Below are 26,992 nucleotides of genomic sequence, written 5' to 3'. Positions count from 1 at the left end.
ATGACAGCGACGACCGACGGACCGACCGGGGCCGCCAGCCTGTCGGCACTCCCGGCCGCCCATCCGGCCGACACGACCATCGCCGCGGACGACGTGCTCGCCGCCGCGCGGCGGGCAGCGGAACGCTCCGTGGAGCACCTGCTCGGCAGACAGGACGAGCAGGGCTGGTGGAAGGGCGACCTCGCCACCAACGTCACCATGGATGCCGAGGACCTGCTCCTGCGCCAGTTCCTCGGCATCCAGGACCCCGGGACCACCCGGGCGGCCGCCCTCTTCATCCGGGGCGAACAGCTCGGCGACGGCACCTGGAACACCTTCTACGGCGGCCCCGCCGACCTCTCCGCCACCATCGAGGCGTACGTGGCCCTCAGGCTGGCCGGGGACCGCCCCGACGAGCCGCACATGGCGCGCGCCTCAGGATGGATCAGGGAGCAGGGCGGCATCGCGGCCGCCCGGGTCTTCACCCGGATCTGGCTCGCCCTGTTCGGCTGGTGGAAGTGGGACGACCTCCCCGAACTCCCGCCCGAGCTCATGTTCTTCCCCAAGTGGGTCCCGCTCAACATCTACGACTTCGGCTGCTGGGCCCGCCAGACCATCGTTCCCCTGACCATCGTCTCCGCGAAGCGCCCGGTGCGGCCCGCACCCTTCGCCCTGGACGAGCTGCACAGCGACCCCGCCCGGCCCAGCCCGCCCAGGAAGCTCGCCCCGGCGGCCAGCTGGGACGGCCTCTTCCAGCGCCTCGACAAGGGGCTGCACCTCTACCACAAGGTCGCCCCCCGCCCGCTGCGCCGGATCGCGATGAACGCGGCGGCCCGCTGGATCATCGAGCGGCAGGAGAACGACGGCTGCTGGGGCGGGATTCAGCCACCGGCCGTCTACTCCATCATCGCGCTGCATCTGCTCGGCTACGACCTCGACCACCCGGTGATGCGGGCCGGACTGGCCTCGCTGGACCGGTTCGCCGTCCATCGCGAGGACGGGGCGCGGATGGTCGAGGCCTGCCAGTCGCCCGTCTGGGACACCTGTCTGGCCACCATCGCACTGGCCGACGCCGGACTGCGGCCCGACCACCCGGCCCTGGTGAAGGCCGCCGACTGGATGCTGGACGAGGAGATCACCCGGCCCGGTGACTGGTCGGTGCGGAAACCCGAACTCGCCCCCGGGGGCTGGGCGTTCGAGTTCCACAACGACAACTACCCGGACATCGACGACACCGCCGAAGTCGTCCTGGCGCTGCGCCGGGTGCGTCACCCCGACCCGGCCAGGCTGGAGGCCGCCATCGCCCGCGGGGTCCGCTGGAACCTCGGGATGCAGTCCCGCAACGGGGCCTGGGGCGCGTTCGACGCGGACAACACCAGCGCCTTCCCCAACCGCCTGCCGTTCTGCGACTTCGGCGAGGTCATCGACCCGCCGTCGGCCGATGTCACCGGCCATGTCGTGGAGATGCTCGCCGTCGAGGGGCTCGCGAACCACCCCCGTACCCGGCAGGGCATCGAGTGGCTCCTGGCCGAACAGGAGGCGTGCGGGGCCTGGTTCGGCCGCTGGGGCGTCAACTACGTCTACGGCACGGGGTCGGTGGTGCCTGCCCTGACCGCCGCCGGGCTGCCCGCCGGACACCCCGCGATCCGCCGGGCCGTCGACTGGCTGGAATCCGTGCAGAACGACGACGGCGGCTGGGGCGAGGACCTGCGCTCCTACCAGGAGGAGAAGTGGATCGGGCACGGTGAGTCCACCGCGTCCCAGACCGCCTGGGCGCTGCTCGCCCTGCTCGCCGCGGGCCGCCGCGACACCCCTTCGGTCGCCCGCGGGGTCACCTGGCTGACCGAGGCCCAGCAGGCCGACGGCTCCTGGGACGAGCCCTACTTCACCGGCACAGGTTTCCCCTGGGACTTCTCGATCAACTACCACCTCTACCGCCAGGTCTTCCCCCTCACCGCACTCGGGCGCTACGTCCACGGCGACCCGTTCGCCGACCGTACGGACCTGGGGGAGGGGGCCTGATGGGCCATCCGCGCGGACCGGGAACCCCCGTGCCGCCGCTGCTGGTCGCCTGCGCGCTCGGCATCGAGCAGGTGGCCCTGCGCAGCGGCAGGGGCGCCCCGGGCCCGGTGCGGGTCCTGCGTACCGGAATGGGCCCCCGGGCCGCCGAGGCGGCCGTGGCGCGCCTCCTGGGGCCCGGCGGGGTCCCCGACGCCGCGGTCATCGCCGCCGGCTTCTGCGCCGGGCTCGCCCCCGGGATGCACCCCGGGGACCTGGTCGTCGCCGAGGAGACCCGGGACGCCGACGGCTCCACGCCCTGCACCGGGACGGGCGTCCTGGTCGCCGCGCTCGCCCGGGCGGTGCCGGGCCGCACCGTCCACACCGGCCCGCTCACCGGCTCCGACCACGTCGTACGGGGCCCCGAGCGGGCCGCGCTGCGGGCGGGCGGGGCGATCGCCGTGGACATGGAGTCCGCCGCGACACTGCGCACCGCCCTGTGCCACGGACCGCGCCCGGTTGCGGCCGTCCGGGTGGTCGTGGACGCTCCAGAGCATGAGCTCGTCCGCATCGGCACGGTACGCGGTGGAATATCAGCCTTCCGCGTTCTCCGTGCCGTCCTTCCGGCTTTCTATGAATGGCACCGATCTTTACTGCTCCCCAGGAGGTGAGCTAGATGGCCATGCCGCTCCGTCAGTCCATCAAGGTTGCGACGTATCTCTTCGAACAGAAGCTCCGCAAGCGTGAGAAGTTCCCGCTGATCGTCGAGCTGGAGCCGTTGTTCGCCTGCAACCTCGCCTGCGAGGGCTGCGGGAAGATCCAGCACCCGGCCGGTGTCCTGAAGCAGCGCATGCCGGTCGCCCAGGCGGTCGGAGCGGTGCTCGAATCCGGCGCTCCCATGGTGTCCATCGCCGGTGGCGAACCTCTGATGCATCCGCAGATCGATGAGATCGTGCGTCAGCTCGTCGCGAAGAAGAAGTACGTCTTCCTGTGCACCAACGCGATGCTGATGCGGAAGAAGCTCGACAAGTTCACTCCGTCCCCGTACTTCGCGTTCGCCGTGCACATCGACGGACTGCGTGAGCGGCACGACGAATCCGTCGCCAAGGAAGGCGTCTTCGACGAGGCCGTCGCCGCGATGAAGGAGGCCAAGCGACGCGGCTTCCGCGTCACCACCAACTCCACCTTCTTCAATACGGACACCCCCCAGACCATCATCGAGGTCCTCAACTACCTCAACGACGACCTCCATGTCGACGAGATGATGATCTCGCCCGCCTACGCCTACGAGAAGGCGCCCGACCAGGAGCACTTCCTCGGCGTCGACCAGACCCGCGAGCTGTTCAAGAAGGCCTTCGCGGGCGGCAACCGGGCCCGCTGGCGGCTCAACCACTCGCCGCTCTTCCTGGACTTCCTCGAAGGCAAGGCGGACTTCCCCTGCACCGCCTGGGCGATCCCCAACTACTCGCTCTTCGGCTGGCAGCGCCCCTGCTACCTGATGAGCGACGGCTACGTACCGACGTACCGTCAGCTCATCGAGGAGACCGACTGGGACAAGTACGGCCGGGGCAAGGATCCGCGCTGCGCCAACTGCATGGCGCACTGCGGCTACGAACCAACGGCGGTGCTCGCCACCATGGGCTCTCTCAAGGAGTCCCTGCGTGCCGCACGGGAGACGGTCAGCGGGAGCCGGTGACGAGGTGAACAGCGGGCGGCCGACGGTCCGGGTCCCTCCCGGGCGGTCGGCCCGCCCCTGTGCCGAGGAAGAGAGCGGGCCGTGGGCCGACATCGCAGTGGAGAGACCGGTTCCGCGCCCACGCCGGACGTGCCGAGACGCTCGCCGGGATCGGGCTCACCCCGGCCGGGATCGCCCGGCACATTCGGTGCCGCTCCCACGGTGAGGCGGAAGACCCCCACGGACCAGCACACCCCGAAGGAGAAGAGCGGGCGATGACGGACGGCGGACCCAAGGGCTTCGACCTGGCGCGGCTCCTCGCCGAGCGCGGGGCGGAGCGGTACGACCTGCATGCGCGCCACCTCAACCACCAGCTGCCGCGCATGCTGCACACCATCGGCTTCGACAAGGTCTACGAGCGGGCCGAGGGCGCGTACTTCTGGGACGCGGACGGCAACGACTACCTCGACATGCTCGCCGGGTTCGGCGTCATGGGGATCGGCCGGCACCACCCCGTCGTCCGGCAGGCCCTGCACGACGTCCTCGACGCCCAGCTCGCCGACCTCACCCGCTTCGACTGCCAGCCGCTGCCCGGGCTGCTCGCCGAGAAACTCCTCGCCCACAGCCCGCACCTGGAGCGTGTCTTCTTCGGCAGCAGCGGTACGGAGGCCGTCGAGACGGCGCTGAAGTTCGCCCGCTACGCCACCGGCAGGCCCCGCATCCTCTACTGCGACCACGCCTTCCACGGGCTGACCACCGGCTCCCTCTCGGTCAACGGGGAGTGCGGGTTCCGCGACGGCTTCGCCCCGCTGCTGCCGGACACCGCGATCGCGCTCGGGGACCTGGACGCGCTGCGCCGCGAGCTGAAGCGGGGCGATGTGGCGGCCCTGGTCATCGAGCCGATCCAGGGCAAGGGCGTGCACGCCGCACCGCCCGGCTTCCTGCGGCAGGCCCAGGAACTGCTGCACCGGCACAAGGCGCTCCTGATCGCCGACGAGGTGCAGACCGGCCTCGGCCGGACCGGCGACTTCTACGCCTACCAGCACGAGGACGGCGTGGAGCCCGACCTCGTGTGTGTGGCCAAGGCGCTCTCCGGCGGCTATGTGCCCGTCGGCGGGACGCTCGGCAAGGACTGGATCTTCCGCAAGGTCTACTCCTCGATGGACCGGGTCCTCGTCCACTCCGCGAGCTTCGGCTCCAACGCCCAGGCGATGGCCGCGGGCCTCGCCGTCCTCACGGTCATGGAGGACGAGGAGACCGTCGCGAACGCCCGGCGCACCGGCGACCTGCTGCGCGAACGCCTCGCGGCACTGGTGGACCGCTATGAGCTGCTGCATGAGGTGCGTGGGCGCGGGCTGATGATCGGCATCGAGTTCGGCCGCCCCGCCTCGCTGAAGCTCCGCAGCCGCTGGACCATGCTCCAGGCGGCCCGCAGGGGACTCTTCGCCCAGATGGTCGTGGTGCCGCTGCTCCAGAAGCACCGCATCCTCACCCAGGTCTCCGGCGACCACCTGGAAGTGATCAAGCTGATCCCGCCGCTGATCATCGGGGACGCGGAGGTGGACCGTTTCGTAGCCGCGTTCACGGCCGTGATGGACGAGGCGCACAGCGGCGGCGGGCTGATGTGGGACTTCGGCCGGACCCTGGTCAAGCAGGCCGTGGCCAACCGCTGACCGTCCCGTCGAGATGTTTGCCTCCTGGGCAAGTTATTTGCCCAGGAGGAAAGATCCTGGCCCAATGGAGGTATGAACCCTCCGGACGAAGGGGCGCCGGACGAGCTCCCCGGCGTCGCACCCCGACTGCGCGAGCTGCGCCGCGGCCGCGGCCTCACCCTGGAGACCGCCGCCCGGCGGGCCGGACTCTCCCCGGCCCACCTCTCCCGCCTGGAGACCGGCCGCAGGCAGCCGTCGCTGCCGATGCTCCTGGGGCTGGCGCGTATCTACGGTACGACGGTCTCCGAGCTGCTCGGTGAGCAGCCGCCCGAACGCGACGCGATCATCCGAGGCGGTGGCTTCGAGGGTGCGGAGGCGGACGGCTGGATGTACCGGCAGGCCGGCGGTTCCGGCCGCGCGATGCAGGCGCTGCGCGTCCGGGTGCCCTACGGAGCCCAGGGCGACCTGGTCCGGGTGCACCCCGGCGAGGAATGGCTGTACGTGCTCGGCGGGCGGCTGCGGGTCGGACTCGGCGACACCGTGCACGACCTCGACCCCGGCGACAGCGCCCACTTCGACTCGCTCACCCCGCACCGGATCGCGGCTCTGGACCACGGCGGCGCGGAACTGCTCTTCGTCCACTCCCTGCTCCAGAGCCCCGCGGCCGAGCTCTGCCTCGGCAACGCCCTCCACGTGCGCTGACCCCTTCGTTCCACCGGCCGCGAGGCCGGCAGAGAGGACCGTCATGTCCGATTCCGAGCATTACGACCCGCTGAGCCCGAGGCACCCGAAGAAGGGTGACTCGCAGGAGCGCCGGATGCCGCGCGGCCTCGTGATCCGGCTCTTCGCCTACCTCGTGGTCGGCCATGTGATCGCGGCCTTCCTCTACCTGCTCTTCGTGGTGGCGGGCGCGGAGTAGCCCTCAGCCCTGGTCGAGCAGCCGCTCGCGCAGGCGCTCCCGGGTCTGGGGGGAGACCTTCAGCCCCTCCGTCAGGTAGCGGTCCGTCGTTCCCCAGATCTCCTCGATCGTCGCGAAGGCCGCCGCCAGGTATTCGCGCTGCGCCCCGAAGAGCGGGTTGAGGAGCTCCATGACCTCGGGGGACATCCCGGTCTCGGACATGTCGGCGCGCTGCACCTTGTACCGGCGGTGGGGATCGTTGGACTTGAGGTAGTCCGTCTCGATCGCCTCGCGCTCGACGCCGACCGCCAGCAGAGAGACCGCTATCGAGAGCCCGGCCCGGTCCTTGCCCGCGGCACAGTGCATCAGCGCCGGGACGCTGTCCTCGGCCAGTGCGTGCAGGACCCGGCTGTGCTCGGCGGTGCGGTCCTTGATCGTCGACCGGTACATCCGGATCATGCGCTCGGTGCCCTGGCCGTCCGCGAGGATCGAGCGCAGCTGCTCGATGTTCCCGTCGCGGACCAGGCGCCAGAACTCGGCGCCGTCGGCCGGGTCCGAGAGAGGAATGCTGACATTGCGGACACCGGTCAGCTCGATGTCGTACCCGTCGAGCCGGTGGTCGGCGGAATTGCGGAAGTCGAAGACCGTGTGCAGCCCGAGCCCGCCGAGGAAGGCCGCGTCCTCGGCGGTGGCGTGCGCCAGGTGGCCGCTGCGGTAGAGCCGGCCGAAGGCGGTGTGCCGCCCGTCCGTGGTGGGGAGCCCGCCCACATCGCGGAAGTTGCGGACTCCGGTCAGGGCGGTCTCTGCCGGCGGGACCTGCGGCACCTGCTGCGTCACGGGGGCTCCTGGGATCTCTGGCGCCGGCGCGGCTCGCCGGCGAGGGCGCTCCCGTGACGATACGACATCGATTCGACGGAAAATCATCACGGTTGCCCGCTCCGGCCGGGGTGTCGCGGGGGTGTGCCTGACGCCGCATCACGAGTCCCGCCCGCGACATGTCCGTATTGGTGCATTTCGCAGAACATGCCCCGCTAATGGGGGAGATGGGATTCCGTGGGTGAGCGGGATCATATCCGTGACGGTCCGTGGTGATCGCTCCCCGGGCCATTCCCGTTGCCCGTACGGAAAGCCAAGATCCGTAATCCACGGAGTGTGACGGGAAATCCGGACCGCGATCGAATCCATGATTCCTACGCGCAACCGATGGCTTGTTCTGCTCGTCCTGACTCGTTTACGGTCACCGTCAATCCGGACGGACCGCCTAATCCTGCCGCCGCCCGGAATTCGCACCCACCCACTCACGTGTGGCAGGAGCGGGGGACCCAGGTAAGTCGCCGGCCCGGAGTGATCCGGACCGGCTCGGGGTGAAGTCGCCACCGTGCGACCGGGCATCTCCAGCCCGAACCCGACAGCTCACCTCGCAGGCGCCGGAGAGGAAATTCCCCATGCCCGCAAAGGGTAAGCACCGCCGTCCGAAGTCCGGTCCGATCTCCCGCGGCGTGCTCGCAGCGGGGACCGGCGGCGCCGCACTCGCCCTCCCGCTCATCGGTGCCACCGGAGCCGGCGCCGCGCAGCAGGCCGCTCCCGCAGTCAAGCCCGCCGCCGCGTCGGTCGCCGCCGCGCACACCGCGCCGCAGACCGCCCCCGTCGCGTCGAAGGCCGCCCCGAAGACCTACTCCGTGGTCCGGGGTGACTACCTGTCGAAGATCGCCGCCGAGCACCAGCTCAAGGGCGGCTGGCAGAAGCTGTACAAGGACAACCGTTCCACCGTCGGCGAGAACCCCAGCCTGATCCTCCCCGGCATGAAGCTGACCCTCGGCGCCAAGGCGTCCGCCCCGGCCGCCCCTTCGAAGGCCGGGAAGTCCGCACCGGCTCCGCAGGCCGCCGCCCCGAAGAAGGCCGAGCAGGCCCCCAAGGCCGCGCCCAAGGAGGACCCGAAGCCGGACACGATCTCCGCCGACGACTCCGAGGGCTCCGGCAGCTCCGCGCAGACCGGCTCCTCCGAGGCGACCGGCTCCGGCTGGACGACCCCGCTGGCCAACGCCAACGTCACCACCCAGTACCGCGCTTCCGGCTCCAGCTGGTCCAGCGGCTACCACACCGGCTCGGACTTCCAGGCCCCCTCCGGCACCCCGATCCGCGCCATCGGCCCGGGCACCGTGGTCTCGGCCGGCTGGAGCGGTTCGTACGGCAACGAGGTCGTCATCAAGCACGAGGACGGCATGTACTCCCAGTACGCCCACCAGTCCTCGCTGAGCGTCTCCGTCGGCCAGACCGTCACCGGCGGCCAGCAGATCGGGCTCTCCGGCTCCACCGGCAACTCCACCGGCCCGCACCTCCACTTCGAGGTCCGCACCGGTCCGGGCTACGGCTCCGACGTCGACCCGATCGCCTACCTGCGACAGCACGGCGTCTCCCTCTGATCCGAGGGCAACAAGAAGTGAGTGAGGGGCGGTGCGCGGCGGCGCACCGCCCCTCCACTTATTCCAGCTTTACCGAAACCTGACCGGGTGGTCTATCTCACCACCCGTCAACCCCATATTACGGTCGCGTAGGTCACATTGAACGGTGCAGGATATGTGCTTGTGGCAGACGATTCGAGAAACAACCAGCAGCACATCATCGGGTCGTACGCGGCGATTGGCGACAGCTTCACCGAGGGCGTCGGGGACCCCGGCCCCGACGGGACCTTCGTCGGCTGGGCGGACCGGTTCGCGGTGCTCCTCGCCGACCGGCTCCCGGCCCCCGACGTGGCGACCAGCCCGGAGGACTCCCCGCACGGGGACTTCCGCTACGCCAATCTCGCCGTACGCGGACGTCTCCTCGACCAGATCGTCGAGGAGCAGATCCCCCGCGCCAAGGAACTGGCCCCCGACCTGGTCAGCTTCTGCGCGGGCGGCAACGACATCATCCGGCCCGGCGCCGACCCCGACGACCTCGCCGAGCGCTTCGAGCGGGCGGTCGCCGATCTGAGCAACGCCGTCGGTACGGTCATGGTCACCACCGGCTTCGACACCCGGGGCGTTCCGGTGCTGCGCCACATGCGCGGCAAGATCGCCACGTACAACGTCCATCTGCGGGCCATCGCCGACCGCTACCACTGCCCGGTGCTGGACCTGTGGTCGCTCCGCTCCGTCCAGGACCGACGAGCCTGGGACAACGACCGGCTCCACCTGTCGCCCGAGGGCCACACCCGCGTCGCGCTGCGCGCCGCCCAGGTCCTCGGCCACGACGTGCCGGCCGACCCCGACCAGCCCTGGCCGCCGCAGGCCCAGCGCAGCACCTTCGACGAGGGACGCGACAACATCCAGTGGGCGCGGGAGTACCTCGTGCCGTGGATCGGGCGGCGGCTGCGCGGCGAGTCCTCCGGCGACCACGTCGAGGCGAAGCGTCCCGACCTCCTGCCGCTGTAGCGCTCGCAGCGGTCACGGCTCCAGCAGAGGGAGCGTACGCCGGGACGGGCTCGGCACCACGAGCCCGTCCGAAGGCATGCCCACCCCGGGCCCCGCCGGTATCCGCTCCAGGACACCGCCCGCGAACACGTCGTACAGCGGCAGCGTCTCCAGGTGCACATAGCCGATGTGGCAGTCGCACACGGCGAGCGGACAGGCCCGCGGGCCGAGCGCCCGGCGGTAGCTGCCGTCGTAGAGATTGCCCAGCTCCGCCTTGACGAAGTGACAGCGCCGCACGGTCCCGTCGCCGTCCACCGAGACCACCGACTCACCCGTCCGGCAGGGCAGCCCGGCCGAGCGGTGCGGGTGCCTGCTGTACGGGAAGAGGGGGTCCAGCTCCGTCCACCGCTCCGCCTCCTCGTCGGTGTACGTACGCCCCTCGGCCGCGTTCACCCACAGGTAGACCTCCTCGGGCAGCGCCGCCCGCAGCCGCCGCGCCTCGTCGAGGTGTTCGTCGAAACCCACCACGCCCACGCTGTAACGGATACCGAGCCCGGACAGCTCCCGGCACCGGCCGAGGAAGCGCTCGTACGGAGTCTGCCCCGGGTGGTACGTGCACCACAGCGCGACCCGCTCCGGATCGGCGTCCGCCAGCCAGCCGGTGCGGCAGCTCAGATTCGTCTGGATCGCCACCCGCCCGATGTGCGGCAGATGGGACAGCTCGGTCAGCGCCCTGCGGTACCAGGAACGGACCAGCCCCTCGCCCCACGGAGTGAACAGCACGGACAGCCGGTCCCCGGTCTGCTCCGCCGCCCAGCCGGTGAACCGCTCCAACGCCTCCCGGTCCGCCGTCAGCCGCGCACGGCTGTCCCGCCGCTTGGCGAACGGGCAGTAGGGACAGTCGTAGTCGCACGAGGCGAGCGGCCCGCGGTAGAGAAAAGTCAGGTCCATGTCCCGGTCACTTCCGCTCGTACGCGGCCATCGCGGCCCGCACTCCGGGGGAGAACAGGGCGGGTCCCAACGCGTCGGAGTGGGCCAGGCCCAGCGGGGACAGCCGCAGCAGCCCGTCCGGCGCCGCCCGGTCCAGCCAGCCCCGGGCCGCGAACTTGGCCAGCTCGGCCGGGAAGTCCGCCCCCGGGTCCGTGCCGAACCGCGCGCGGTAGTCGGCGACCGGCAGCCCCGCCGCCTGGAGCAGCGACTGGAGCAGATGCCTCCGGCGCGCCTCGTCGGCGTCCACGAACCGGCCGACCTCGGCGCGCGAGAAGTCATCGGTGGCGGTGAAGCGGTCGATGATCGACCGGATCTCCCGCATGTCCACCGCGTAGTCGAAGGAGTAGTGCAGTCCCGCCGTGTAGGAACGGGCTCCGCAGCCCAGGCCGATCATGCCGTCGGTCTGGCAGGCGTAGTCCTCCGGCCCGTCCTGCGCCTCGCGGGGGGCGTCGGCGCGCCGGAACATCCGCATCGACACCTGCTCGTAGCCGTGCGCCAGCAGATGGTCCCGGCCGACCGCGTACAGCCGCAGCCGCTGTTCGTCCCAGGCGGTCTGCTCCAGCGCCTCCGAGTCCGGACCGACCGCCGTACCCAGGCGGTGGAGGCCGGTGAGCGGGCGGACGTACAACGGATAGAGATACAGCTCCTCGGGCCGCCAGGCCAGCGCCGCGTCCAGCGAGGCGAGCCAGCTGCGCTCGGTCTGCCCGTCGATGCCGTAGATCAGGTCGATGTTCAGCACCGGGATCGCCGCCTCGCGGATCCGGCCGAGCGCCGCCTCCACATCGGCCCGGCGCTGCGGACGGACGGCGGCCCGCGCCTCGGCGTCCACGAAGCTCTGTACGCCGATGCTGACCCGGGTCGCACCCCGGTCGGCCAGCACGGCCAGCCGGTCGGCCGTCGCGGTGGACGGGGAGGTCTCCACCGACAGCGGCACCGAGCGCAGTTCGGCGCCCATCCGCTTCTCCGCTGTGTCGCAGAGCCGCTCCAGCTCACCGGCGGTGAGGAAGGTCGGCGTCCCGCCGCCGAAGGCCGCCGCCGCGAACCGCACAGGACCCTCGTCGCCCAGCGCTTCCCGAACGGCCGCCGCCTGCCGGTCCAGGGCGTCGAGATAGCGCGTCGTCAGTTCCTCGGGCGCGCCGATCCGGGTGAAGAGGTTGCAGAAGCCGCAGCGGACCTCGCAGAAGGGTATGTGGAGATAGAGGGACAGGGCGTCCTTCGGCTCCGCCGCCCAGAGATCGCGCAGCGCGGGCCGGTCCGCCAGCGGGCGGTAGGCCGTCTTGTGCGGATAGGCGTAGACGTAACTCTCGTACGGCCGGACGGCGGGTGGCGCGGGGGTGCTGGTGGTGATCGTCATCGGGCGGTCCCGGGGTCGAGCGGTGCGGGCGGTTCGAGCGGTGCTGCTGATGCGGGTGGTGTGGGAGATGCGGGCGGGTCGAGGAAGAAGTGGGCGTACGGGACGGTCCAGACGGCCGGGTGGCCGAGCCGGTGACCGGTGTAGCCGTCGTCGCCGTAGGCGGTGCCGTGGTCGGAACAGACGATGGCGAAACACCGGCGGCGGCTGCTCGCCGCGGCGAAGAGTCGGCCGATGTGCCGGTCGACGTACTCCAGGGCGGCCGCGTGCGTGGCGCGCGAGTCGCCCGCCTCACGGGTCGCGCCGGGCAGATGGAACCAGTTCGGCTGATGCAGTGCCGACACGTTGACGAAGAGGAACAGCCGCTGCTCCCGGGGGAGCGCCGCGACGACCTCCTCCGCCCGGGTCACCTGTTCCTCGAACGAGGTGGGTGAGGCGACGCCGAAGCCGGACTCCCAGTGGCTCTCCTGGAACATCCCGGGCAGCACCGAACCGAGCGGCCCCTGGCGGTTGAAGAAGCCGACCCCGCCGATGCACACCGTGCGATAGCCCTCGGCGGCCAGCCCCGACACCAGGTCCGGGGTGTCGAAGACGAACGTGCCGTCCGCCGTCGTCTCACTGCCCGCGAACCGCGCCGCGAACAGCCGCGGATGCGGCCCCGGGGAGGCGGGCGTCGGCAGGAACCCGGCGAACATCGCCTGGTGCGAGGCGTAGGTGAAGCTCCCCGGAGCATGCCGTTCCTCCCACCGGCCGCCGGGCAGATACCGGGCCAGGTGGGGGATGCGCCCGGCGGCCGCCAGCTCGACGGCGACATCGTGGCGCAGGGTGTCCAGGGTGACCAGCAGCAGGTCGTGACTGCCGACGACCTCGCTCATATCGGGCCGGCCGGTTTCAGGGGTCGCGGCGGGGTCAGGAAGCGGTGACAGCACGGTGGTTCCTCGCTCGGTCCAGTACGGCGGCGACCTGCGCCGCATAGGTGTCCAGGCCCTCGGCCCCGCTGCCCGGCAGACCGGTCAGTCCCGGCAGCAGATCGCCGAAGGCGTTGACCTCGCCGACGGCGAAGCGCCGCCAGCCGGCCGTGGGCAGCAGATCGACCCCCACGCACGGCGTGCCGGGGAAGCAGGCCGCCGCCCGCTCGCACATCGACAGCGCCTCGCGCCAGGAGCCGCCCGCCGCCGACACGGCCGCCCGGACCTCGTCGAGATCACCGCGCACGCCGCCGAGATGCAGATTGGTCATGGGGCCCGTGCTCGTCCGCACCACGGCGTGCGTCGCCCGGCCGCCGATCACCACGATCCGCAGATCCGCGGCCCGCCCCCGCTGGGACGCCTTCGGTACCCAGCGCTCGATGTGCAGCCCGTCCGGGGCCAGCGCGTCCACGATGCGGCCCACCTCCCGCTCCGTGGTGTACCGGCGGACCCGCAGCGAGTTGAACAGCCGCCCCTCGGCGTCCCGTTCCACCGAGGTGCTCGCCCGGACCCGGCCGGGGCCCGCCGACTCCACGGCCAGCACCCCCGAGGCGGAGGAACCGTGCGCGAGCTTCACGAACACCCGGGGCATCCGGTGCCCGCGCATCAACTCCCGTACGTCGGGCCATCCGTGCACGGCGGGCGCGCCCGGACCGGACGTCGGCGACGCGGGCACGGGGACCCCCGCGCCGTCCAGCACACCGTGGCACAGCCGCTTGTCGAAGAGCACCGCGATGTCGGCCGGGGAGCCGAGCACCTCGGCACCCGCAGCCGGCGCCGCGCGCGCCACCGCGTCGACCGCCGAGGTGAAGGCGGCGTACCACCGGCCCGACCCCTCCACCCGGGTCGGGTCGTCCACCCCGCGCAGCAGCCGCTCCACCTCGGCGTTCTCGCCCGGCGAATCGATGCGAACGCTCTCGCCCGGGCGGAACACCGCCTCCCCGCGCAGCACCCGGAGCCAGGGCACGACCCGGGCCGGGCGCAGCCCGGCGGCCCGGACGGCCTCCCGGAAGAAGGTGACCCGGCGGTTGTCCGGATTGCCCACGACGGCGAAGCGCGGCGCCTCCGTGCTCCCGGGGCTACTCGCTGACGGCGACATAGCGCTCCGGTTCGTCGTCCGGGTCCCCGTAGTCCTCCTCGGCCTCGCCGCCCTCCACCAGGGCTGGGGCGCAGGCGGTCCTGATGCGGTCCAGCACCGGTTCGGTGAGGTAGTGGTGGCGCAGGTCGAGCGTGGACAGGTGGCTCAGCGGCTGCCCGTTCAGCAGGGCCTCGCCGCCCGTGTCGCTGAGGGTGCCCATGGACAGGGCGAGGGTCTCCAGCTGGGCGACGACGGGTGCGGACGCCACGGCGGCGGCGATCTCGTCCTGGGTCTCGCTGTTCTGCAACCCCAGGTGGCGCAGCCGGGGGAACGCGCTGCCCGACAGGACCGGTGCGACGTCCTGGACGGTGGCATCGCCGCCGTACCACGAGCTGCCGAACCACAGGTCCAGCCGCTCCAGCGCGGGCAGTTCGCTCGCGGCGACCGCCCGCACCAGCTCGCCGGGCAGCCCGCCGGACTCGAAGCGCAGCGACTTCAGGGCCGTATGGCGCAGAGGGCGGAGCCGGAGATCCTCCGCGCCGCAGCCGCGCACCGTGAACTCCTCCAGCAGCGGCAGCGCTTCGAGCACCGGTGTGATGTCGCACATGGGCAGCCACGACACCTCGCACTCCTCGCCCACCACATCGGCGAGGAAGAGCCCGCGCAGAGCCGGGAAACGGTCCGCGTGGGCGACGAGCAGATCCCTCACGGGGGCGAACGGTGTGTACCCCTCACGCCACCAGGGGCCGATGAGGAGCGCCCGGACCCGCGCTGTGTCCACGGTGTCCAGGAACTGCTGCCACAGGGCGGCGAAGTCCGTCTCCTCGCCGTAGTCGCACTGCAGCCGCCAGGCCACCGCGTCGGCGGCGGGCAGGGGCACGGACACCGCCGCCGTATGGACCGGCAGGCCGTGGAAGTGGTCAGGATGCCGGATACCGATGTAGTCCATGGCCCCTCACTCCGACACGGCGGTGTAGCGGCCCTCGGCGCCCCGGTCGTCCCACGGCTTGTTCCGCTCGGACAGGTCGACGCGCACCCCGTGCGGCTCCAGGGCCGTACGTACCCGTTCCTCCATGGCCTCGGTGAGGAAGTGATGGTGGAGGTCGAGCACGTCCAGGTGGGTGAGCGGCTGCCCTTCGAGGAGCGCGGCCGCGCCCTCGTCGCCCAGCGTCCCGTTCGACAGGTCGAGCGTCGTGAGCCGGGCGACGACCGGCGCCGAAGCGACCGCCGCCGCGATCTCGTTCTGCACCTCGCTGTTGCGCAGGCCCAGGTGGCTCAGCCGGGGAAAACGGGTGCCGGAGAGCAGCGGAGCCAGGTCCGCCACCTCGGTGTCGCCGCCGTAGGCGGACACCCCGAGCCAGAGGTCCAGCCGCTCCAGCGCCGGCAGTTCGCTGTCCAGCACTCCGCGCACCACCTGGACGGGGAGGCCGCCCGCCTGGATGGTCAGGGACCGCAGCCGCTCGTGCCGGGTCGGCGGGAACACCAGATCGGTGCCGCCGCGCACCCCGAACTCCGCCAGCGCCGGAAAGGCGGCCAACAGGGCCGTGACATCGGACTGTTCGATCCAGGTGATCTCGGCCTGCTCCGCCTCCAGATCCCCGACGAACACCGCCTCCAGCGAGGTCAGCCGGTCGGCGGCGGCGAGCACCAGACCGATCGGGACGGAGGAGTCCTCCTCGTACGCCTCGCCCCACTGGCCGATGATCAGGGCCCGGACCCCGGCCGGGTCGACCGTGTCCAGGAAGTCGTTGAACTCGTCCTCCCAGGGCCGGTCCCGGCCCTCGTCCTCCCCGTACGGATCGACGGAGACACGCCAGGCCACGGTGTCGGCGGCGGGCTGGGCGGCCCCGTCGGTCGTGTGCTGGAAGTCGACGGCCGGAAGGCCGCCGAACTCGTGCAGATGCTGCGCACCGTACATGGCCCTGAGCTCCTGATCGTGGGGACTGCTGATGTCCGCAAGGTCTATCAAGCCGCACTGACAACGCCGCGACCGGGATCGGTCCGAGCCGGGGCCGGTCCTGTTCCGGGCCCGGGCCGTACCCCTGCGAACCCCGTGCGACGGCCCGTTGTCAGACCCTGCCCGTAGCGTTTTTCCCGTGGTCGGCACAGCGTGTGCCGCGACCGAGGGGAGACGTCTGTGTACCGGCAGGGCGATGTACTGATCATGGCGCTGGAGGAGTCGGCTGTGCCCGCTCCGTTCCTGGAGGCTCCTGGCGAACTGCGCGACGGGCGGGGGCGGTTGGTGCTCGCGCTGGGCGAAGTCACCGGCCACGCGCACGCCGTGCAGGGGCCCGGACGGCTGATCCGGGAGGCGGGCCCGTTCGGCCCGATGCTGCTGCATCTCCCCGAGGGCGGACGAGTCGTCCACGAGGAGCACGCCACGATCGCGCTTCCGCAGGGCTGGTTCCGCGTCGTGCGGCAGCGGGAGTACGCGCCGGGGGCGGTCCGCATCGTGGCGGACTGACCGCACCGTGCGGCGAGCACGGACATCCAGAGCGACACAAGCCAGCGCGAACAAGCACGAACGAGTGACAGCAGGGGACGGGGACAACCGATGCAGCATGTGAATTCCTGGCGGAACGTGGCGGCGGCGACCGGCCGGGCGGACCGGGCGGCGGCCGAGGCCGGAGTGCGACGCGCCTATCGCACCGCGGGCCTGGCCGAGCCGGACCGGATCGTCTGGGCCGCATCGCCCCGGGCCGCCGTCGAGACCGTGGAGAAGCTGACCGACGCCGGACGCTCGGTCCGCGAAGAGGTCCGCACCCGGCCGTGGGCCGAGGAACGCCGCCGGATGTACGACGAGCTCGGCCCGGCGGGCTGGTCGGCGCTCTGGTCCGCGACGGGCGCGCAGCTGTGGGAGACCACGGCCGCGCTCGCCGAGCGGATACGGACTGGTGTCGTCGCCGATCTGGCCGTACGGCCGGAGGATGAGGGTGACGTGCGCCTGGTGCTCCTCGACGCCGTGCTCGGCCAGCACGACGCCGCCTGGCTCGCCGCGTTCGACGGCCGCGGCGACCGGCTGACGGGCCTCGCGGAGGTGGCCCGCAACGCCGGCTGGTGGTGGCCGTACGAGCGGGCCGTCGTGATCGCCGAGCGGCCCGACGTCCTCCACCGCGACGAGGCGGGCCGCCTCGACCACGGCGAGGGACCGGCCCTCGCCTACGGGGACGGCTTCGCCCTGTACGCCTGGCGCGGCATGCCGGTCCCCGCCGCGTTCCTGGCCGAGCTGTCCACCCTCACGCCCGAGCGGATACGGGCCGAGGAGAACGCGGAACTGCGCCGCGTGATGCTGGAGTACTACGGCTACGACCGGTATCTCACGGAGTCGGGCGCCGAGCCCGTCCACCGCGACGAGACGGGCATCCTCTGGCGCATAGCCCTGGACGGCGACGAGGACGTCGTGATGGTCGAGGTGGTCAACTCCACCCCCGAGCCGGACGGAACGCACCGCACGTACTGGCTGCGCGTTCCGCCGACGACCCGGACCGCCAAGGACGGCGTCGCCTGGACGTTCGGCCTGGAGGGAGCGGCGTACGCACCGGTGCGCCAGACCTGAGGTCCGGGCGGTCAGCCGTCGGCGGGGGAGCCGGTCAGGGCCGCGGGGTCGATGCCCAGCTCGCGGGCGAGCGCCTCATCGGTCCACCGCAGCATCGTGGCCCGCGAGAGCGGACCCGCGTACGAGGTCATCTGCACGGCCAGTCCGTCCAGCAGTGCCGTCAGGCGCCAGGCCGCCGACCGGGGGTCCTCGCACCGGAACTCACCGGCGGCCGCGCCCTCCTCGATGACCTTGGCCAGCTCGGTCTTCCACTTCTGGTCGAGGTCGCCCGCGACCTCGCGGAGGGCGGGGTCACGAAGGGCTGCCGCCCACCCCTCGATCCACAGCCGCCACCCCTTGGCCTGACCCGTCGGCGCGTACCACCGCACGGCCGACCGCAGCCGCCGTACGGCCGTGGTCCGGCGGGCCAACAGCTTGCGGAGGTGGGAGAGATCGGCCTCGGCCGCGTACGTGAAGGCGGCGGCGACCAGCTTCTCCTTGGTCGAGAAATGGTAGAGAACGAGCGCGTTGCTCACGCCCAGCACCGAGGCGACATCGGCGATGCGCACGGCGCAGACGCCCCGGATCTTGATCTGTTCGACCGCCGCGCGCAACAGCTCCTCACGCCGCTCCGCCACGTTCAACCGGACTCGTGCCATCGGGTCACCTTAAGGGCTGTCCCGTCATCCCTGGCGGGCGCACGCCGTATGCGGACGTCGCTCCGCCGTGCGGTGCACCACATCTGGCGCCGCGCGCTGATCCACCAGGGATGACGGGACAGCCCTCGACCAATGGGCCAGGTCAGCGGCGGCACGGGCGGCGGCTCGGTGGCCGGCGGCAGTCCCGGCGGGCCGGGCCCGGGACGCGACGTTCACCACGAGGACGTAACGGGGGCCGAGGGAAGTGACAGGACCGGCCGAGGGGGTCGGAATCCTCCGGTTCACCCGGACGTTGGATCGTGCATGACGGGTTGGGAACCCACGGAGGGAGCACGGCCGAACCTCGGCCGGAGGTCGTCGGACGATGCCGTGGCGCAGGTCCTGATCAGTGAGCACCGGGATGCGCGGGGCGAGTATCCGGACGGGGGCGACCGCCCGCGGCCGGTGGCCGGATCGGCTGCTCCGTTCACCATCCATTTCTCGCCTTGCCGTACAGCCCGACCATAATGAGACGACACCGACTCCCTCAGGAGATGTTGTGACCGGCGCTGACTACTTCCCCACCCTCCGAACGAAAATTCGTTCGATGCGCACCGAGTCCTTCGGGGCTGATCCGGCCGGAGCGCGGATGGAGCGCATCCGCCGCTCACCGAATTTCGTCGACGGGACGTTCCAGAACCCGGTGGGCGCCCGGACCCGGCCCTCCGGCTCCACGCTGGAGTTCGCGAAGATCTACTTCCAGAAGGAGCAGCGGGCCCGCAGAGCGCCCACCGGCACCGTGCCCGTCCACCCGACGACCCTCGCCGATCTGGCCGCACCGCCCGCGACGGGGCTGCGGCTGACCTGGATGGGGCACTCCAGCGTCCTCGCGGAGATCGACGGCCGCCGGGTGCTGTTCGACCCGGTCTGGGGCGAGCGCTGTTCCCCGTTCCCGTTCGCCGGGCCCAAGCGCCTGCACCCCGTGCCGCTGCCGCTGGGCGTACTCGGTCCCGTCGATGTCGTCGTGATCTCGCACGACCACTACGACCACCTCGACCTGCCGACGATCCGGGCGCTGGCGGGCACGGACACCGTCTTCGCCGTGCCGCTCGGCGTCGGGGCCCACCTGGAGCGCTGGGGCGTGCCCGCCGACCGGCTGCGCGAGCTCGACTGGAACGAGACCGTGAAGGTCGCCGGGATCAGCCTCACCGCCACCCCGGCCCGCCACTTCTGCGGCCGCGGACTGCGCAACCAGCAGCACACCCTCTGGGCCTCGTGGGCCGTCGCGGGCCCGGAGCACCGGATCTACCACAGCGGGGACACCGGGTATTTCCCCGGCTTCCGGGACATCGGCGCCGAGCACGGGCCCTTCGACGCGACCATGATCCAGATCGGTGCGTACTCGGAGTACTGGCCGGACATCCACATGACCCCGGCCGAGGGGATGCGCGCCCACCTGGATCTCCAGGGCGGCCGTCCGCACGGCGTGATGCTGCCGATCCACTGGGGCACCTTCAACCTGGCGCCGCATGCCTGGGCGGAGCCGGCCGAGTGGTCCAGGGACGCCGGCGAGGAGGAGGGCCAGGCCATGGCGTTCCCCCGGCCGGGCGAACCGTTCGAGCCTTCGGGGGAGCTGCCATCCGACCCCTGGTGGCGCGGGGTGTCCCGGCCCGTCGCCCCCTCGTGGCGGTCGCCCCGGACCGCCAGGATTCCCGATGATGCCCCCCAGCGCGACCTCGACCTCGCGGGTGATCGCTGAGGGCCGGCGGGGGCGCCCGTGACGTGACTCGGATGCCGCGCCGTCGCGGGCGTTTTATAAGGGTCATTTCTGGCACTCTGGTGCGTTGTGTGCTGGATGTGACCCGGAAACGTCCCTAGGGGGAGCTCTTGAACGCGGTGAAGCGGAGCGCGGTGACGAAAGTCGCCGCCGGGGTCTCGGTCGCGGCACTCCTGCTGCTGACCGGGTGCGACGTCCCCGGGGTCTACCGGCCGCCCCGCCCCGCCACCGGTGGTCCGTACGTGTTCTACGTCAGCCCGGACGGGGACGACGGGAACGACGGCCTCTCCCCGGAGAAGCCCTGGCGGACCCTCGACCACGCGAACAGTGTGCGCTTCCAGCCCGGCGACCGGCTCCGGCTCAAGGGCGGCGCGCGGTTCCGCGGCAGTGTCACGCTGGACAAGGGCGAGGCGGGCAGTCCGGCCCAGCCCGTCGTGATCGAGTCCTACGGCAAGGGCCGCGCCACGATCGCGCCACGTGGCAGTTCCGGCATCACCGTGCGCAACACCGCAGGCGTCGAGGTCAGGAACGTCTCGCTGGTCGGGGACGCCAAGGCGCTGCGGGAAGGGGTGGGCATCGCCTTCCGCAACAGCCTTCCGGGCGGCCGTCGGCTCGACCACATCAGGATCACCGATGTGGAGGCGCGCGGCTTCCAGAACGGCATCAGCATCGGCGCGGAGAAGGGGGCCACCGCGGGCTACGGAGACGTACGCATCAGCGAAACCCGGCTCGTAGAACGGAGGTCTGCCTTCCGAGAGGACCGTGATCCTTTCGGTGTCGACGTCGACACCGAGGACGTCGTGCCCGATGTCGGCCATGCACGCGGCGTGCACAGCTCCGAGGTATCCCGTACCGATGACGGTCAGCCGCATGCGCTGTTCTCCTGTGTGGGGGGCGGGGGTGCGAAGGAGCGGGCGGGTCAGGGGGCGTAGCCGTACGCGTTCTGCTGCTGGAAGGTCCACGCGTCGCGGCACATCGCGGCCAGATCATGCCGTGCGCTCCAGCCCCACGCCGCTGCGGCCTTGGCCGGATCGGCGACGAGTTCCGCGACGTCACCGGGCCGGCTCGCGGCGACGCGGTGCGGAACCGCCCGCCCCGACACTTGCTCGAAGGTGCGTACGAGCTCCAGGACGGAGGCGCCGCGGCCGGTACCGAGGTTGAAGACCCGCATGCCGGGTTCGTCGTCGATGTGGTCGAGCGCCCCCCGGTGCCCGTCGGCGACATCCGCGACATGGATGTAGTCGCGCACACCTGTGCCGTCGGGCGTCGGATAGTCGTCGCCGAACACCTTCAGCTCCGCACGGCGGCCCACGGCCACCTGGGCCAGGAAGGGCATGATGTTGTTCGGCACACCACGCGGGTCCTCGCCGAGCAGCCCGGTGGGGTGGGCGCCGGCCGGATTGAAGTACCGCAGTGCCAGCACGCGCAAGTCGGGCACACGCCGGCACAGGTCTGCGAGTACCTGCTCACAGGTCCACTTGGTGCCGGCGTACGGGTTGGTCGGCGCTGCGGGGGATTCCTCGGTCAGCGGAACGGTCGTCGCGTCGCCGTAGATCTCGCTGGTCGACGCGAGGACGAAGCGGGCGTCATGGCGCAGAGCGAGTCGCAGGGTGTTCTCGGTGCCCCGGCTGCCGACCGCGAGGGTCTCCAGCGGCTGTCTCGGGTAGTCGGGCGGGGAGGCGGGGGACGCCAGGTGGGCGACGGCGTCGACGCCTCCGGCGACCTCCACGGAAACGCTCACGTCGGTGTGCTGGAGAACGAAGGACGGGTCGGACACGAGGTGGGCGATGTTCGTGGGATCGCTCGTCGAGAAATTGTCCAGGCACACCACCGAGTCACCGCGCCGCAGGAGCGCTTCGCACAGATGGGACCCAAGGAAACCACCGCCACCGGTTACGGCAACACGCATTGTGTCTCTTCAGGAATGAGGAGGGAAGGTCTCACGCTCACGTTCGGCCCGCACGGATGACCGCACGGCAGGCGGCCGGACGGGCGGATGAGCGGAGTGCTCTCACCAAACGCGGGGAGACAGTATGGGCAGATTTAATGATCGATATGAATATCACTCGATGACTGGGTCGTTCGGGGGGCGGTGTGTCGGCCGCCGTGCGCCGCATCGGCGGGGACGACCCCGACCCCGGTTCCTCGGGTGAGCAACGCCCGGCGGGTGTCATGCGTCTGACGGAGCGTGACAGACCTTGCTGCCTCCTCCGGCCCCGTCGACGCCCTGGACGAGGACGAGACCGTGCGCCCCGGCCCCCTGTGGCGCCATGCCCTGTGGGTGGTGGGTGTCACCGCCGCGGGGGTCGTGCTGGGGTGGCTCGGCGCCCTGTTCCGTATCGGCCCCGAGGAGTACGGGCTGCCGCCCGCCGCTCCGGGAGCGCTCTGGCCGTATCTGGTCGCCTGGAGCGCGATCGGCCTGGGGCTTGCGGCCGTTCTGCGGTATGTGGCGGCGAGGGTTCCGGTCTACTCCCCGGAGAAGGTCGTCGTCGGCGTCGTGCTGATCGGCACACGGCTCTCCCTCGGGTGGCGGCCAGGGCCCCTCGAAGTCGCCGCCCTGGCTCTCGCGGCCCTGGTGCTGGTGGCCGTCTGGTGCGCCGTCGCACTGCGCGGCGCGGCTGTGGTGCGGCGCGCCGAGGGGGAGGCCCGAGCCGCGTAGGGGGAGGGCGCGGACGACAGGCCCTACGGGCGCGGCACCAGGGGCGAGCCCGATGCCTCAGGGCACACTGGGGCAGCCCCCCCCGAATCCCCGTACGAAGGAGTTTGCCGTGGCACTCACCCGTGAAGAGCGCGAACAGTTCCTCGCCGAGCCCCACGTGGCCGCCCTGGCCGTGGCGGCGCGGGACAGCGGCCGGGCGCCGCTCAGCGTGCCCATCTGGTACCAGTACACCCCCGGCGCCGATGTGTGGATCATGACCGGCCGCACCTCGCGCAAGGCCGAACTGATCGGCGCGGCAGGCCGGTTCACGCTGCTGGTCGATCGGCTCGAACCGACGATCCGGTACGTCTCCGTCGAGGGCCCCGTCATCGACACCCGCCCCGCCACGCGTGCGGACCTGGAGGAGGTGTCGGCGCGCTATCTTCCGGCCGAGAAGGTCGCCGGTTACGTGGACTTCGCCTGGGAGAACCACGGTGAGCAGGTGGTGATCACCCTGCGGCCCGAGCACTGGGTCAGCTCGGACCTCGGCCGGCTCTGAGGGTTCCGAGCCTCCCCCTCACGGGTCGCGGCGGCCTGACAGGGGAGGCGGGCCCCATGCGCTCCCGGACCCTTGACGACGTGCCCCACCTCACCGGCGCCACCGCGGTGGTCGCGGGTGCGAACGGCGGCATCGGCGCGGTCCCCGCTCTCGTGTCGGCCCGCTCGGGCACGCGTACGCTGCTGACCTGCCGCGATCCGGAGCGGGGCAGGCGCGCCGTGGATGCCGTGGGTCGCGCCGCGCCCGGCGCGGACGCCCGGTCCGACCTGGACGGCGTCAACGCCGAGCGGTGCCAGGGCAAGCGGCGGGTGTACGCCCGCCGGTCGCGGCACACCCGGGACCTGGCCGTGGCGAGGGCCCTGCGTTACGCATGGGCACCGCTGACCGGGCTGGACGCCGACGCCTGTGACGGGCGGCCCCGCCCCGGGCGGACGCCGGTGCCCTTCGCGTACAAAGGCCGGTGCCCGGCAGGCGGACCTGCCGGGCACCGGGGACGTGCATGCCTGCCGCCGGGGTCAGACCGCCGGGGCCGGGAACGTCGGGTACTCCACCCCGGAGACGTGCTGGACGACCCGGATGACCTGGCACGAGTAGCCGAACTCGTTGTCGTACCAGAGGTAGAGGATCGCGTTGTCGCCGTCGACCTTGGTGGCGCCCGCGTCGACGATCGAGGCGTGGCGCGAGCCGATGAAGTCGCTGGAGACCGCGTCCGGCGCGCTGATGAAGTCGATCTGGCGCTTGAGCGGCGAGGCCAGCGACACGTTGCGCAGGTAGTCGAGGACCTCCTCGCGGGTGGTCTCGCGCTCCAGCCGCAGGCTGAGGATCGCGATCGAGACGTCCGGCACCGGGACGCGGATCGAGCTGCCGGTGATCGGGGCGTCCAGGTCGGGCAGCGCCTTGGCCACGGCCGAGGCGGCCCCGGTCTCGGTGATGACCATGTTGAGCGCCGCCGAACGGCCGCGACGGTCCGAACCGTGGTAGTTGTCCAGCAGGTTCTGGTCGTTGGTGTACGAGTGGACCGTCTCCACGTGCCCGCGCAGAACGCCGTACTCGTCCGCCATCGCCTTCAGGGGCGGGACGATCGCGTTGGTCGTGCAGGACGCGCAGGACAGGATCCGCTCGTCCGGCTTGACCGTGTCGTGGTTGACGCCGTGCACGATGTTGGGGACGTCGCCCTTGCCCGGTGCGGTGAGCACGACCTTGGCGATACCCGGCTGGAGGTGCTTGGAGAGACCCTCGCGGTCGCGCCACCGGCCGGTGTTGTCGATCAGGATGGCGTCCTTGATGCCGTACGCCGTGTAGTCGACCGTCGTCGGATCGTCGGAGTAGATCACCTTGATCTCGTTGCCATTGGCGATGATCTTGCTGTTCGCCTCGTCGACGGTGATCGTGCCCTGGAACTGACCGTGGATGGAGTCGCGCCGCAGCAGCGAGGCGCGCTTGACGATGTCCTGGCCGGAGCCCTTGCGGACGACGATGGCCCGCAGGCGCAGGCCGTTGCCCGAACCGGCCTTCTCGATGAGCAGTCGGGCCAGAAGCCGGCCGATGCGGCCGAAGCCGTAGAGCACGACATCGCGCGACTCGCGCCGCTCGATCTTGTTCTCGCCGGTCGCCCCGGCGACGGCCTCGGCGGTGAACTCCTCGACCGAGAGTCCGCGCCCGTCGGCCCGGTACGTCGCGGCCAGCATGCCTATGTCGATCTGGGAGGGGCCGAGATCGAGCGTCGTCAGAGCCTTGAGGAAGGGCATCGTCTCGGTGACCGAGAGCTCCTCGCCCGCGATCTGCCGGGCGAAGCGGTGCGTCTTGAGGATGCTGACCACCGACTTGTTCACCAGGGAGCGGCTGTGCAGCAGGACATTGACGTCCTGCTCGCGGTGCAGCTTCCCGATGATCGGGATCATCGACTCCGCGATCTCCTCGCGGTGCATCCAGTTGGTGAACGAGTCGTCATTGACAGTCACAAGTTTATCTTTCGAGCTAGGCGGCGCTCATATGGTAACCGCCTGCCCTTCCGGTCCGTCGGGCGGTGCCCTACCTGCGGGTAAACCGATGAGCCGGCGCCTTCGCGCGGCGCCCGGGCGCTCGCGGTGTCCAGCATGTGAGCAGTCGTTGGTGGTGCATGTCGATCCGGGGTCAATCGGGTGCAATCGGGCGTGCGTGCGAGTGGTCATACCAGAGTGGGACGGATGGCGGGCAAGTTCGACAACTGCCCGTCGCGCATACGTCATTGACGACTACCGTGTGTGCCCGGTGATCAACGGTGGGCTCATAACGTTCGGGCCTGCCCGACCGATGACCCGAGCCTGACCGACCACCGTAGGGGCCGCCGTATGGATGCCGACACCGCCGCCGCTCCCCGGTGCTCCCTGTACCGAGGACGCTGATGTCTCAACTTCGCGCACCCGAAGCGCGACCGGACCGCCGTGAGGGCGGGCGGCACGGCCGCCCCGGCAACCGTGCCCACCCGGCCGCGAACAGGCCGCGTGCCGCCCAGCCTTCCCCCGAGGCCCGGATACGCCCTCAACTGCTGCGGACCGCGCTGCTCCCGGCCATCGCCGCCGTGCTCAGCGGAGCCGCGGCCGTCATCTTCACCATCCGGGCCGGAGCCGTCGCCACCACACCCAGCCTCTGGGCCGCCCTCGGCGGATCGGCGGCCCTGGCGGTCGCCGCCGTCGCGGCCGCCTACCTCGGCGCCAACCGGGTGGCCGGTCAGATCCTGGACCGCGCCCTCGCCCTCCGGCGCGTCAGCGCCCAGGGCCAGGCCGAGCTGCAACGGGTGGTGGAGCAGCTCCGCAGCGGGGAGACCGTTCCCGCACGCCGCCCACCGGGTCCCGCCGCGGCCGGCGGCGACGCCTTCGACCTGCTCGGGCAGGAGATGGCCCGGGCCCAGGAGGCCTCCGTCACCGCCGTCGTCCAGGCGTCCCAGCTCTTCAGCAGCACGGGCAACGAGCAGAAGGTCGAGGTCTTCGTCAACCTCGCGCGGCGGCTGCAATCCCTCGTCCACCGCGAGATCCAGATCCTCGACGAGCTGGAGCACGAGGTCGAGGACCCCGACCTCCTCAAGGGCCTCTTCCACGTCGACCACCTCGCCACCCGCATCCGCCGCCACGCGGAGAACCTCGCCGTCCTCGGCGGGGCCGTCTCCCGGCGGCAGTGGAGCAATCCGGTCACCATGACCGAGGTCCTGCGCTCGGCCATCGCCGAGGTCGAGCAGTATCCGCGGGTCAAGCTGGTCCCGCCGATAGAGGGCACCCTGCGCGGCCACGCCGTCGCCGACGTGATCCACCTGCTGGCCGAGCTCGTCGAGAACGCCACCGTGTTCTCCGCCCCGCACACCCAGGTCCTCCTGCGCGTCCAGCACGTCACCGCCGGGCTCGCCCTGGAGGTGGAGGACCGCGGCCTCGGGATGCCGGACCACGAGCAGAAGCGGATGAACGCCCTGCTCTCCGACCCCGACCAGGTCAACGTCGCCCACCTCCTCCAGGACGGCCGGATCGGCCTGTTCGTCGTCTCCGCCCTGGCCCGCCGCCACGGCATCGCGGTCCGCCTCCAGAGCAACATCTACGGCGGTACGCAAGCGGTCCTGGTCCTCCCGCAGTCGCTGCTCGGGGCCGACCCCGACGCGCGGCCGGCACCCGAAGGCGCTCCCGTGCCGCCTCCCGGCGCCGTACACCGGCCGCCCGTCGAAGGCACGACCCCATCCGCCCCGCCGCACGGCCCTACGACCCGGTCGGCAGGTCCCGCCCAGCCGCCCCAGGCCCCCGCCCCCGGCCGGAACGGCCACCGCCCCGGGCCGCCGGCGGGCGAGGCCCCGCCCCTCCCGCTGCGCGCCGAGCGTATCGACCGGCCGACGCCCCCCGCGTC

24 protein-coding genes, 1 pseudogene and 1 riboswitch are annotated in these 26,992 nt (G+C 71.6%); of the genes and pseudogenes, 14 read left to right on the top strand and 11 right to left on the bottom strand.

Going from position 1 to position 26,992, the window contains the following annotated elements; genetic code table 11:
* From shc to CIB93_RS38160, 6 genes are all read left to right on the top strand, one after another.
* Complete coding sequence (gene shc / locus CIB93_RS27920; protein WP_096630842.1) at nucleotides 1-2,001, top strand: squalene--hopene cyclase; 2,001 nt, start codon at nucleotides 1-3, stop codon at nucleotides 1,999-2,001.
* Nucleotides 2,001-2,648 carry a 1-hydroxy-2-methyl-2-butenyl 4-diphosphate reductase gene (locus tag CIB93_RS27915; RefSeq protein ID WP_096630840.1) on the top strand — a complete coding sequence of 216 codons (648 nt, stop codon included), beginning with the start codon at nucleotides 2,001-2,003 and terminating at the stop codon, nucleotides 2,646-2,648. Before shc ends, CIB93_RS27915 begins: the two co-directional genes overlap by 1 nt.
* A 5-nt stretch (nucleotides 2,649-2,653) precedes the next feature.
* A complete protein-coding gene (gene hpnH / locus CIB93_RS27910) occupies nucleotides 2,654-3,673 on the top strand; it encodes an adenosyl-hopene transferase HpnH (RefSeq protein WP_096630839.1) in 1,020 nt (339 codons plus the stop codon).
* Nucleotides 3,674-3,927: 254 nt separating this feature from the next.
* Nucleotides 3,928-5,325, top strand: coding sequence for an aspartate aminotransferase family protein (locus tag CIB93_RS27905; RefSeq protein ID WP_096630837.1), 1,398 nt, complete (start codon nucleotides 3,928-3,930; stop codon nucleotides 5,323-5,325).
* A gap of 72 nt (nucleotides 5,326-5,397) precedes the next feature.
* A complete protein-coding gene (locus CIB93_RS27900) occupies nucleotides 5,398-6,006 on the top strand; it encodes a helix-turn-helix domain-containing protein (RefSeq protein ID WP_096630836.1) in 609 nt (202 codons plus the stop codon).
* 43 nt (nucleotides 6,007-6,049) lie between these two features.
* Nucleotides 6,050-6,223 (top strand): DUF6126 family protein, encoded by a 174-nt coding sequence (locus CIB93_RS38160; RefSeq protein WP_179500273.1) that lies wholly within the window; start codon nucleotides 6,050-6,052, stop codon nucleotides 6,221-6,223.
* Nucleotides 6,224-6,226: 3 nt separating this feature from the next.
* On the opposite strand, the gene CIB93_RS27895 is transcribed toward CIB93_RS38160, so the two are convergent.
* On the bottom strand, nucleotides 6,227-7,039 hold the full coding sequence (locus tag CIB93_RS27895; protein ID WP_096630834.1) for a tyrosine-protein phosphatase: 813 nt from the start codon (nucleotides 7,037-7,039) through the stop codon (nucleotides 6,227-6,229).
* Between the two features lie 444 nt (nucleotides 7,040-7,483).
* A riboswitch (cyclic di-AMP (ydaO/yuaA leader) is annotated at nucleotides 7,484-7,644 on the top strand.
* Between the two features lie 3 nt (nucleotides 7,645-7,647).
* Between CIB93_RS27895 and CIB93_RS27890 the strand changes: the two genes are divergently transcribed.
* On the top strand, nucleotides 7,648-8,625 hold the full coding sequence (locus tag CIB93_RS27890; RefSeq protein ID WP_096630833.1) for a LysM peptidoglycan-binding domain-containing M23 family metallopeptidase: 978 nt from the start codon (nucleotides 7,648-7,650) through the stop codon (nucleotides 8,623-8,625).
* A 162-nt stretch (nucleotides 8,626-8,787) separates the two neighbouring features.
* Nucleotides 8,788-9,615 (top strand): SGNH/GDSL hydrolase family protein, encoded by an 828-nt coding sequence (locus CIB93_RS27885; protein ID WP_096630831.1) that lies wholly within the window; start codon nucleotides 8,788-8,790, stop codon nucleotides 9,613-9,615.
* A gap of 12 nt (nucleotides 9,616-9,627) precedes the next feature.
* Here CIB93_RS27885 and CIB93_RS27880 read toward each other — a convergent pair whose 3' ends face one another.
* Genes CIB93_RS27880 through CIB93_RS27855 form a run of 6 tightly spaced genes read right to left on the bottom strand, consistent with a single transcriptional unit; the run spans nucleotide 9,628 to nucleotide 15,899 of the window.
* A complete protein-coding gene (locus tag CIB93_RS27880) occupies nucleotides 9,628-10,545 on the bottom strand; it encodes an STM4011 family radical SAM protein (RefSeq protein WP_096630830.1) in 918 nt (305 codons plus the stop codon).
* Nucleotides 10,546-10,552: 7 nt separating this feature from the next.
* The gene (locus CIB93_RS27875) at nucleotides 10,553-11,938 is read right to left on the bottom strand and encodes an STM4012 family radical SAM protein (RefSeq protein ID WP_096630828.1); all 1,386 of its coding nucleotides are present in this window, start codon (nucleotides 11,936-11,938) and stop codon (nucleotides 10,553-10,555) included.
* Nucleotides 11,935-12,810: an STM4013/SEN3800 family hydrolase gene (locus CIB93_RS27870; RefSeq protein WP_257002412.1), complete on the bottom strand. Its 876-nt coding sequence runs from the start codon at nucleotides 12,808-12,810 to the stop codon at nucleotides 11,935-11,937. The genes CIB93_RS27875 and CIB93_RS27870 overlap by 4 nt, the downstream gene beginning before the upstream one ends.
* 34 nt (nucleotides 12,811-12,844) lie before the next feature.
* Nucleotides 12,845-14,002 (bottom strand): STM4014 family protein, encoded by a 1,158-nt coding sequence (locus tag CIB93_RS27865; RefSeq protein ID WP_096630825.1) that lies wholly within the window; start codon nucleotides 14,000-14,002, stop codon nucleotides 12,845-12,847.
* Complete coding sequence (locus tag CIB93_RS27860) at nucleotides 13,983-14,930, bottom strand: STM4015 family protein (protein ID WP_096630824.1); 948 nt, start codon at nucleotides 14,928-14,930, stop codon at nucleotides 13,983-13,985. Before CIB93_RS27860 ends, CIB93_RS27865 begins: the two co-directional genes overlap by 20 nt.
* A gap of 6 nt (nucleotides 14,931-14,936) precedes the next feature.
* Complete coding sequence (locus tag CIB93_RS27855) at nucleotides 14,937-15,899, bottom strand: STM4015 family protein (RefSeq protein WP_096630822.1); 963 nt, start codon at nucleotides 15,897-15,899, stop codon at nucleotides 14,937-14,939.
* A gap of 219 nt (nucleotides 15,900-16,118) precedes the next feature.
* Between CIB93_RS27855 and CIB93_RS27850 the strand changes: the two genes are divergently transcribed.
* Both CIB93_RS27850 and CIB93_RS27845 read left to right on the top strand, forming a co-directional pair.
* A complete protein-coding gene (locus tag CIB93_RS27850; RefSeq protein WP_096630821.1) occupies nucleotides 16,119-16,445 on the top strand; it encodes a hypothetical protein in 327 nt (108 codons plus the stop codon).
* A gap of 90 nt (nucleotides 16,446-16,535) precedes the next feature.
* A complete protein-coding gene (locus CIB93_RS27845) occupies nucleotides 16,536-17,537 on the top strand; it encodes a DUF6745 domain-containing protein (protein WP_096630819.1) in 1,002 nt (333 codons plus the stop codon).
* Nucleotides 17,538-17,548: 11 nt separating this feature from the next.
* On the opposite strand, the gene CIB93_RS27840 is transcribed toward CIB93_RS27845, so the two are convergent.
* Nucleotides 17,549-18,175 carry a TetR/AcrR family transcriptional regulator gene (locus CIB93_RS27840; protein WP_096630818.1) on the bottom strand — a complete coding sequence of 209 codons (627 nt, stop codon included), beginning with the start codon at nucleotides 18,173-18,175 and terminating at the stop codon, nucleotides 17,549-17,551.
* A 538-nt stretch (nucleotides 18,176-18,713) separates the two neighbouring features.
* On the opposite strand from CIB93_RS27840, the gene CIB93_RS27835 reads away from it, so the two are divergent.
* The gene (locus tag CIB93_RS27835) at nucleotides 18,714-19,913 is read left to right on the top strand and encodes an MBL fold metallo-hydrolase (protein ID WP_096630816.1); all 1,200 of its coding nucleotides are present in this window, start codon (nucleotides 18,714-18,716) and stop codon (nucleotides 19,911-19,913) included.
* A 773-nt stretch (nucleotides 19,914-20,686) separates the two neighbouring features.
* Here CIB93_RS27835 and CIB93_RS39690 read toward each other — a convergent pair.
* Nucleotides 20,687-20,749, bottom strand: a pseudogene (locus tag CIB93_RS39690) (hypothetical protein); the annotation flags it as partial.
* A gap of 101 nt (nucleotides 20,750-20,850) precedes the next feature.
* Entirely contained in the window at nucleotides 20,851-21,840 is a 990-nt protein-coding gene (galE, locus tag CIB93_RS27820; protein WP_096630815.1) for a UDP-glucose 4-epimerase GalE, read from the bottom strand.
* Nucleotides 21,841-22,119: 279 nt separating this feature from the next.
* Between galE and CIB93_RS27815 the strand changes: the two genes are divergently transcribed.
* Both CIB93_RS27815 and CIB93_RS27810 read left to right on the top strand, forming a co-directional pair.
* Entirely contained in the window at nucleotides 22,120-22,590 is a 471-nt protein-coding gene (locus CIB93_RS27815) for a hypothetical protein (RefSeq protein ID WP_096630813.1), read from the top strand.
* 109 nt (nucleotides 22,591-22,699) lie between these two features.
* Nucleotides 22,700-23,128, top strand: coding sequence for a pyridoxamine 5'-phosphate oxidase family protein (locus CIB93_RS27810; RefSeq protein WP_096630812.1), 429 nt, complete (start codon nucleotides 22,700-22,702; stop codon nucleotides 23,126-23,128).
* A 515-nt stretch (nucleotides 23,129-23,643) separates the two neighbouring features.
* Here the strand turns inward: CIB93_RS27810 and CIB93_RS27800 are convergent.
* A complete protein-coding gene (locus CIB93_RS27800; RefSeq protein WP_096630810.1) occupies nucleotides 23,644-25,089 on the bottom strand; it encodes a glyceraldehyde-3-phosphate dehydrogenase in 1,446 nt (481 codons plus the stop codon).
* A gap of 422 nt (nucleotides 25,090-25,511) precedes the next feature.
* Here CIB93_RS27800 and CIB93_RS27795 point away from each other — a divergent pair.
* Nucleotides 25,512-26,992: sensor histidine kinase KdpD (locus CIB93_RS27795; protein WP_096630809.1), on the top strand; the 1,481-nt coding region annotated here is incomplete at its 3' end.

Source organism: Streptomyces sp. WZ.A104 (assembly GCF_002382885.1).
Classification (GTDB): Bacteria; Actinomycetota; Actinomycetes; order Streptomycetales; family Streptomycetaceae; genus Streptomyces.
The sequence above is the reverse complement of the archived record's forward strand: the minus strand, read 5'-3'. Positions and strand labels throughout refer to the sequence as shown.

What these genes read in the sequence shown, in the direction of transcription:
- CIB93_RS27855 (WP_096630822.1), bottom strand. Translation starts at nt 15,899, where the DNA reads ATGTACGGTGCGCAGCATCTGCACGAGTTCGGCGGCCTTCCGGCCGTC.
- galE (WP_096630815.1), bottom strand. Translation starts at nt 21,840, where the DNA reads ATGCGTGTTGCCGTAACCGGTGGCGGTGGTTTCCTTGGGTCCCATCTG.
- shc (WP_096630842.1), top strand. Translation starts at nt 1, where the DNA reads ATGACAGCGACGACCGACGGACCGACCGGGGCCGCCAGCCTGTCGGCA.
- CIB93_RS27880 (WP_096630830.1), bottom strand. Translation starts at nt 10,545, where the DNA reads ATGGACCTGACTTTTCTCTACCGCGGGCCGCTCGCCTCGTGCGACTAC.
- CIB93_RS27875 (WP_096630828.1), bottom strand. Translation starts at nt 11,938, where the DNA reads ATGACGATCACCACCAGCACCCCCGCGCCACCCGCCGTCCGGCCGTAC.
- CIB93_RS27905 (WP_096630837.1), top strand. Translation starts at nt 3,928, where the DNA reads ATGACGGACGGCGGACCCAAGGGCTTCGACCTGGCGCGGCTCCTCGCC.
- CIB93_RS27845 (WP_096630819.1), top strand. Translation starts at nt 16,536, where the DNA reads ATGCAGCATGTGAATTCCTGGCGGAACGTGGCGGCGGCGACCGGCCGG.
- CIB93_RS27870 (WP_257002412.1), bottom strand. Translation starts at nt 12,810, where the DNA reads ATGAGCGAGGTCGTCGGCAGTCACGACCTGCTGCTGGTCACCCTGGAC.
- CIB93_RS27860 (WP_096630824.1), bottom strand. Translation starts at nt 14,930, where the DNA reads ATGGACTACATCGGTATCCGGCATCCTGACCACTTCCACGGCCTGCCG.
- CIB93_RS38160 (WP_179500273.1), top strand. Translation starts at nt 6,050, where the DNA reads ATGTCCGATTCCGAGCATTACGACCCGCTGAGCCCGAGGCACCCGAAG.
- CIB93_RS27840 (WP_096630818.1), bottom strand. Translation starts at nt 18,175, where the DNA reads ATGGCACGAGTCCGGTTGAACGTGGCGGAGCGGCGTGAGGAGCTGTTG.
- CIB93_RS27915 (WP_096630840.1), top strand. Translation starts at nt 2,001, where the DNA reads ATGGGCCATCCGCGCGGACCGGGAACCCCCGTGCCGCCGCTGCTGGTC.
- CIB93_RS27890 (WP_096630833.1), top strand. Translation starts at nt 7,648, where the DNA reads ATGCCCGCAAAGGGTAAGCACCGCCGTCCGAAGTCCGGTCCGATCTCC.
- hpnH (WP_096630839.1), top strand. Translation starts at nt 2,654, where the DNA reads ATGGCCATGCCGCTCCGTCAGTCCATCAAGGTTGCGACGTATCTCTTC.
- CIB93_RS27900 (WP_096630836.1), top strand. Translation starts at nt 5,398, where the DNA reads ATGAACCCTCCGGACGAAGGGGCGCCGGACGAGCTCCCCGGCGTCGCA.
- CIB93_RS27865 (WP_096630825.1), bottom strand. Translation starts at nt 14,002, where the DNA reads ATGTCGCCGTCAGCGAGTAGCCCCGGGAGCACGGAGGCGCCGCGCTTC.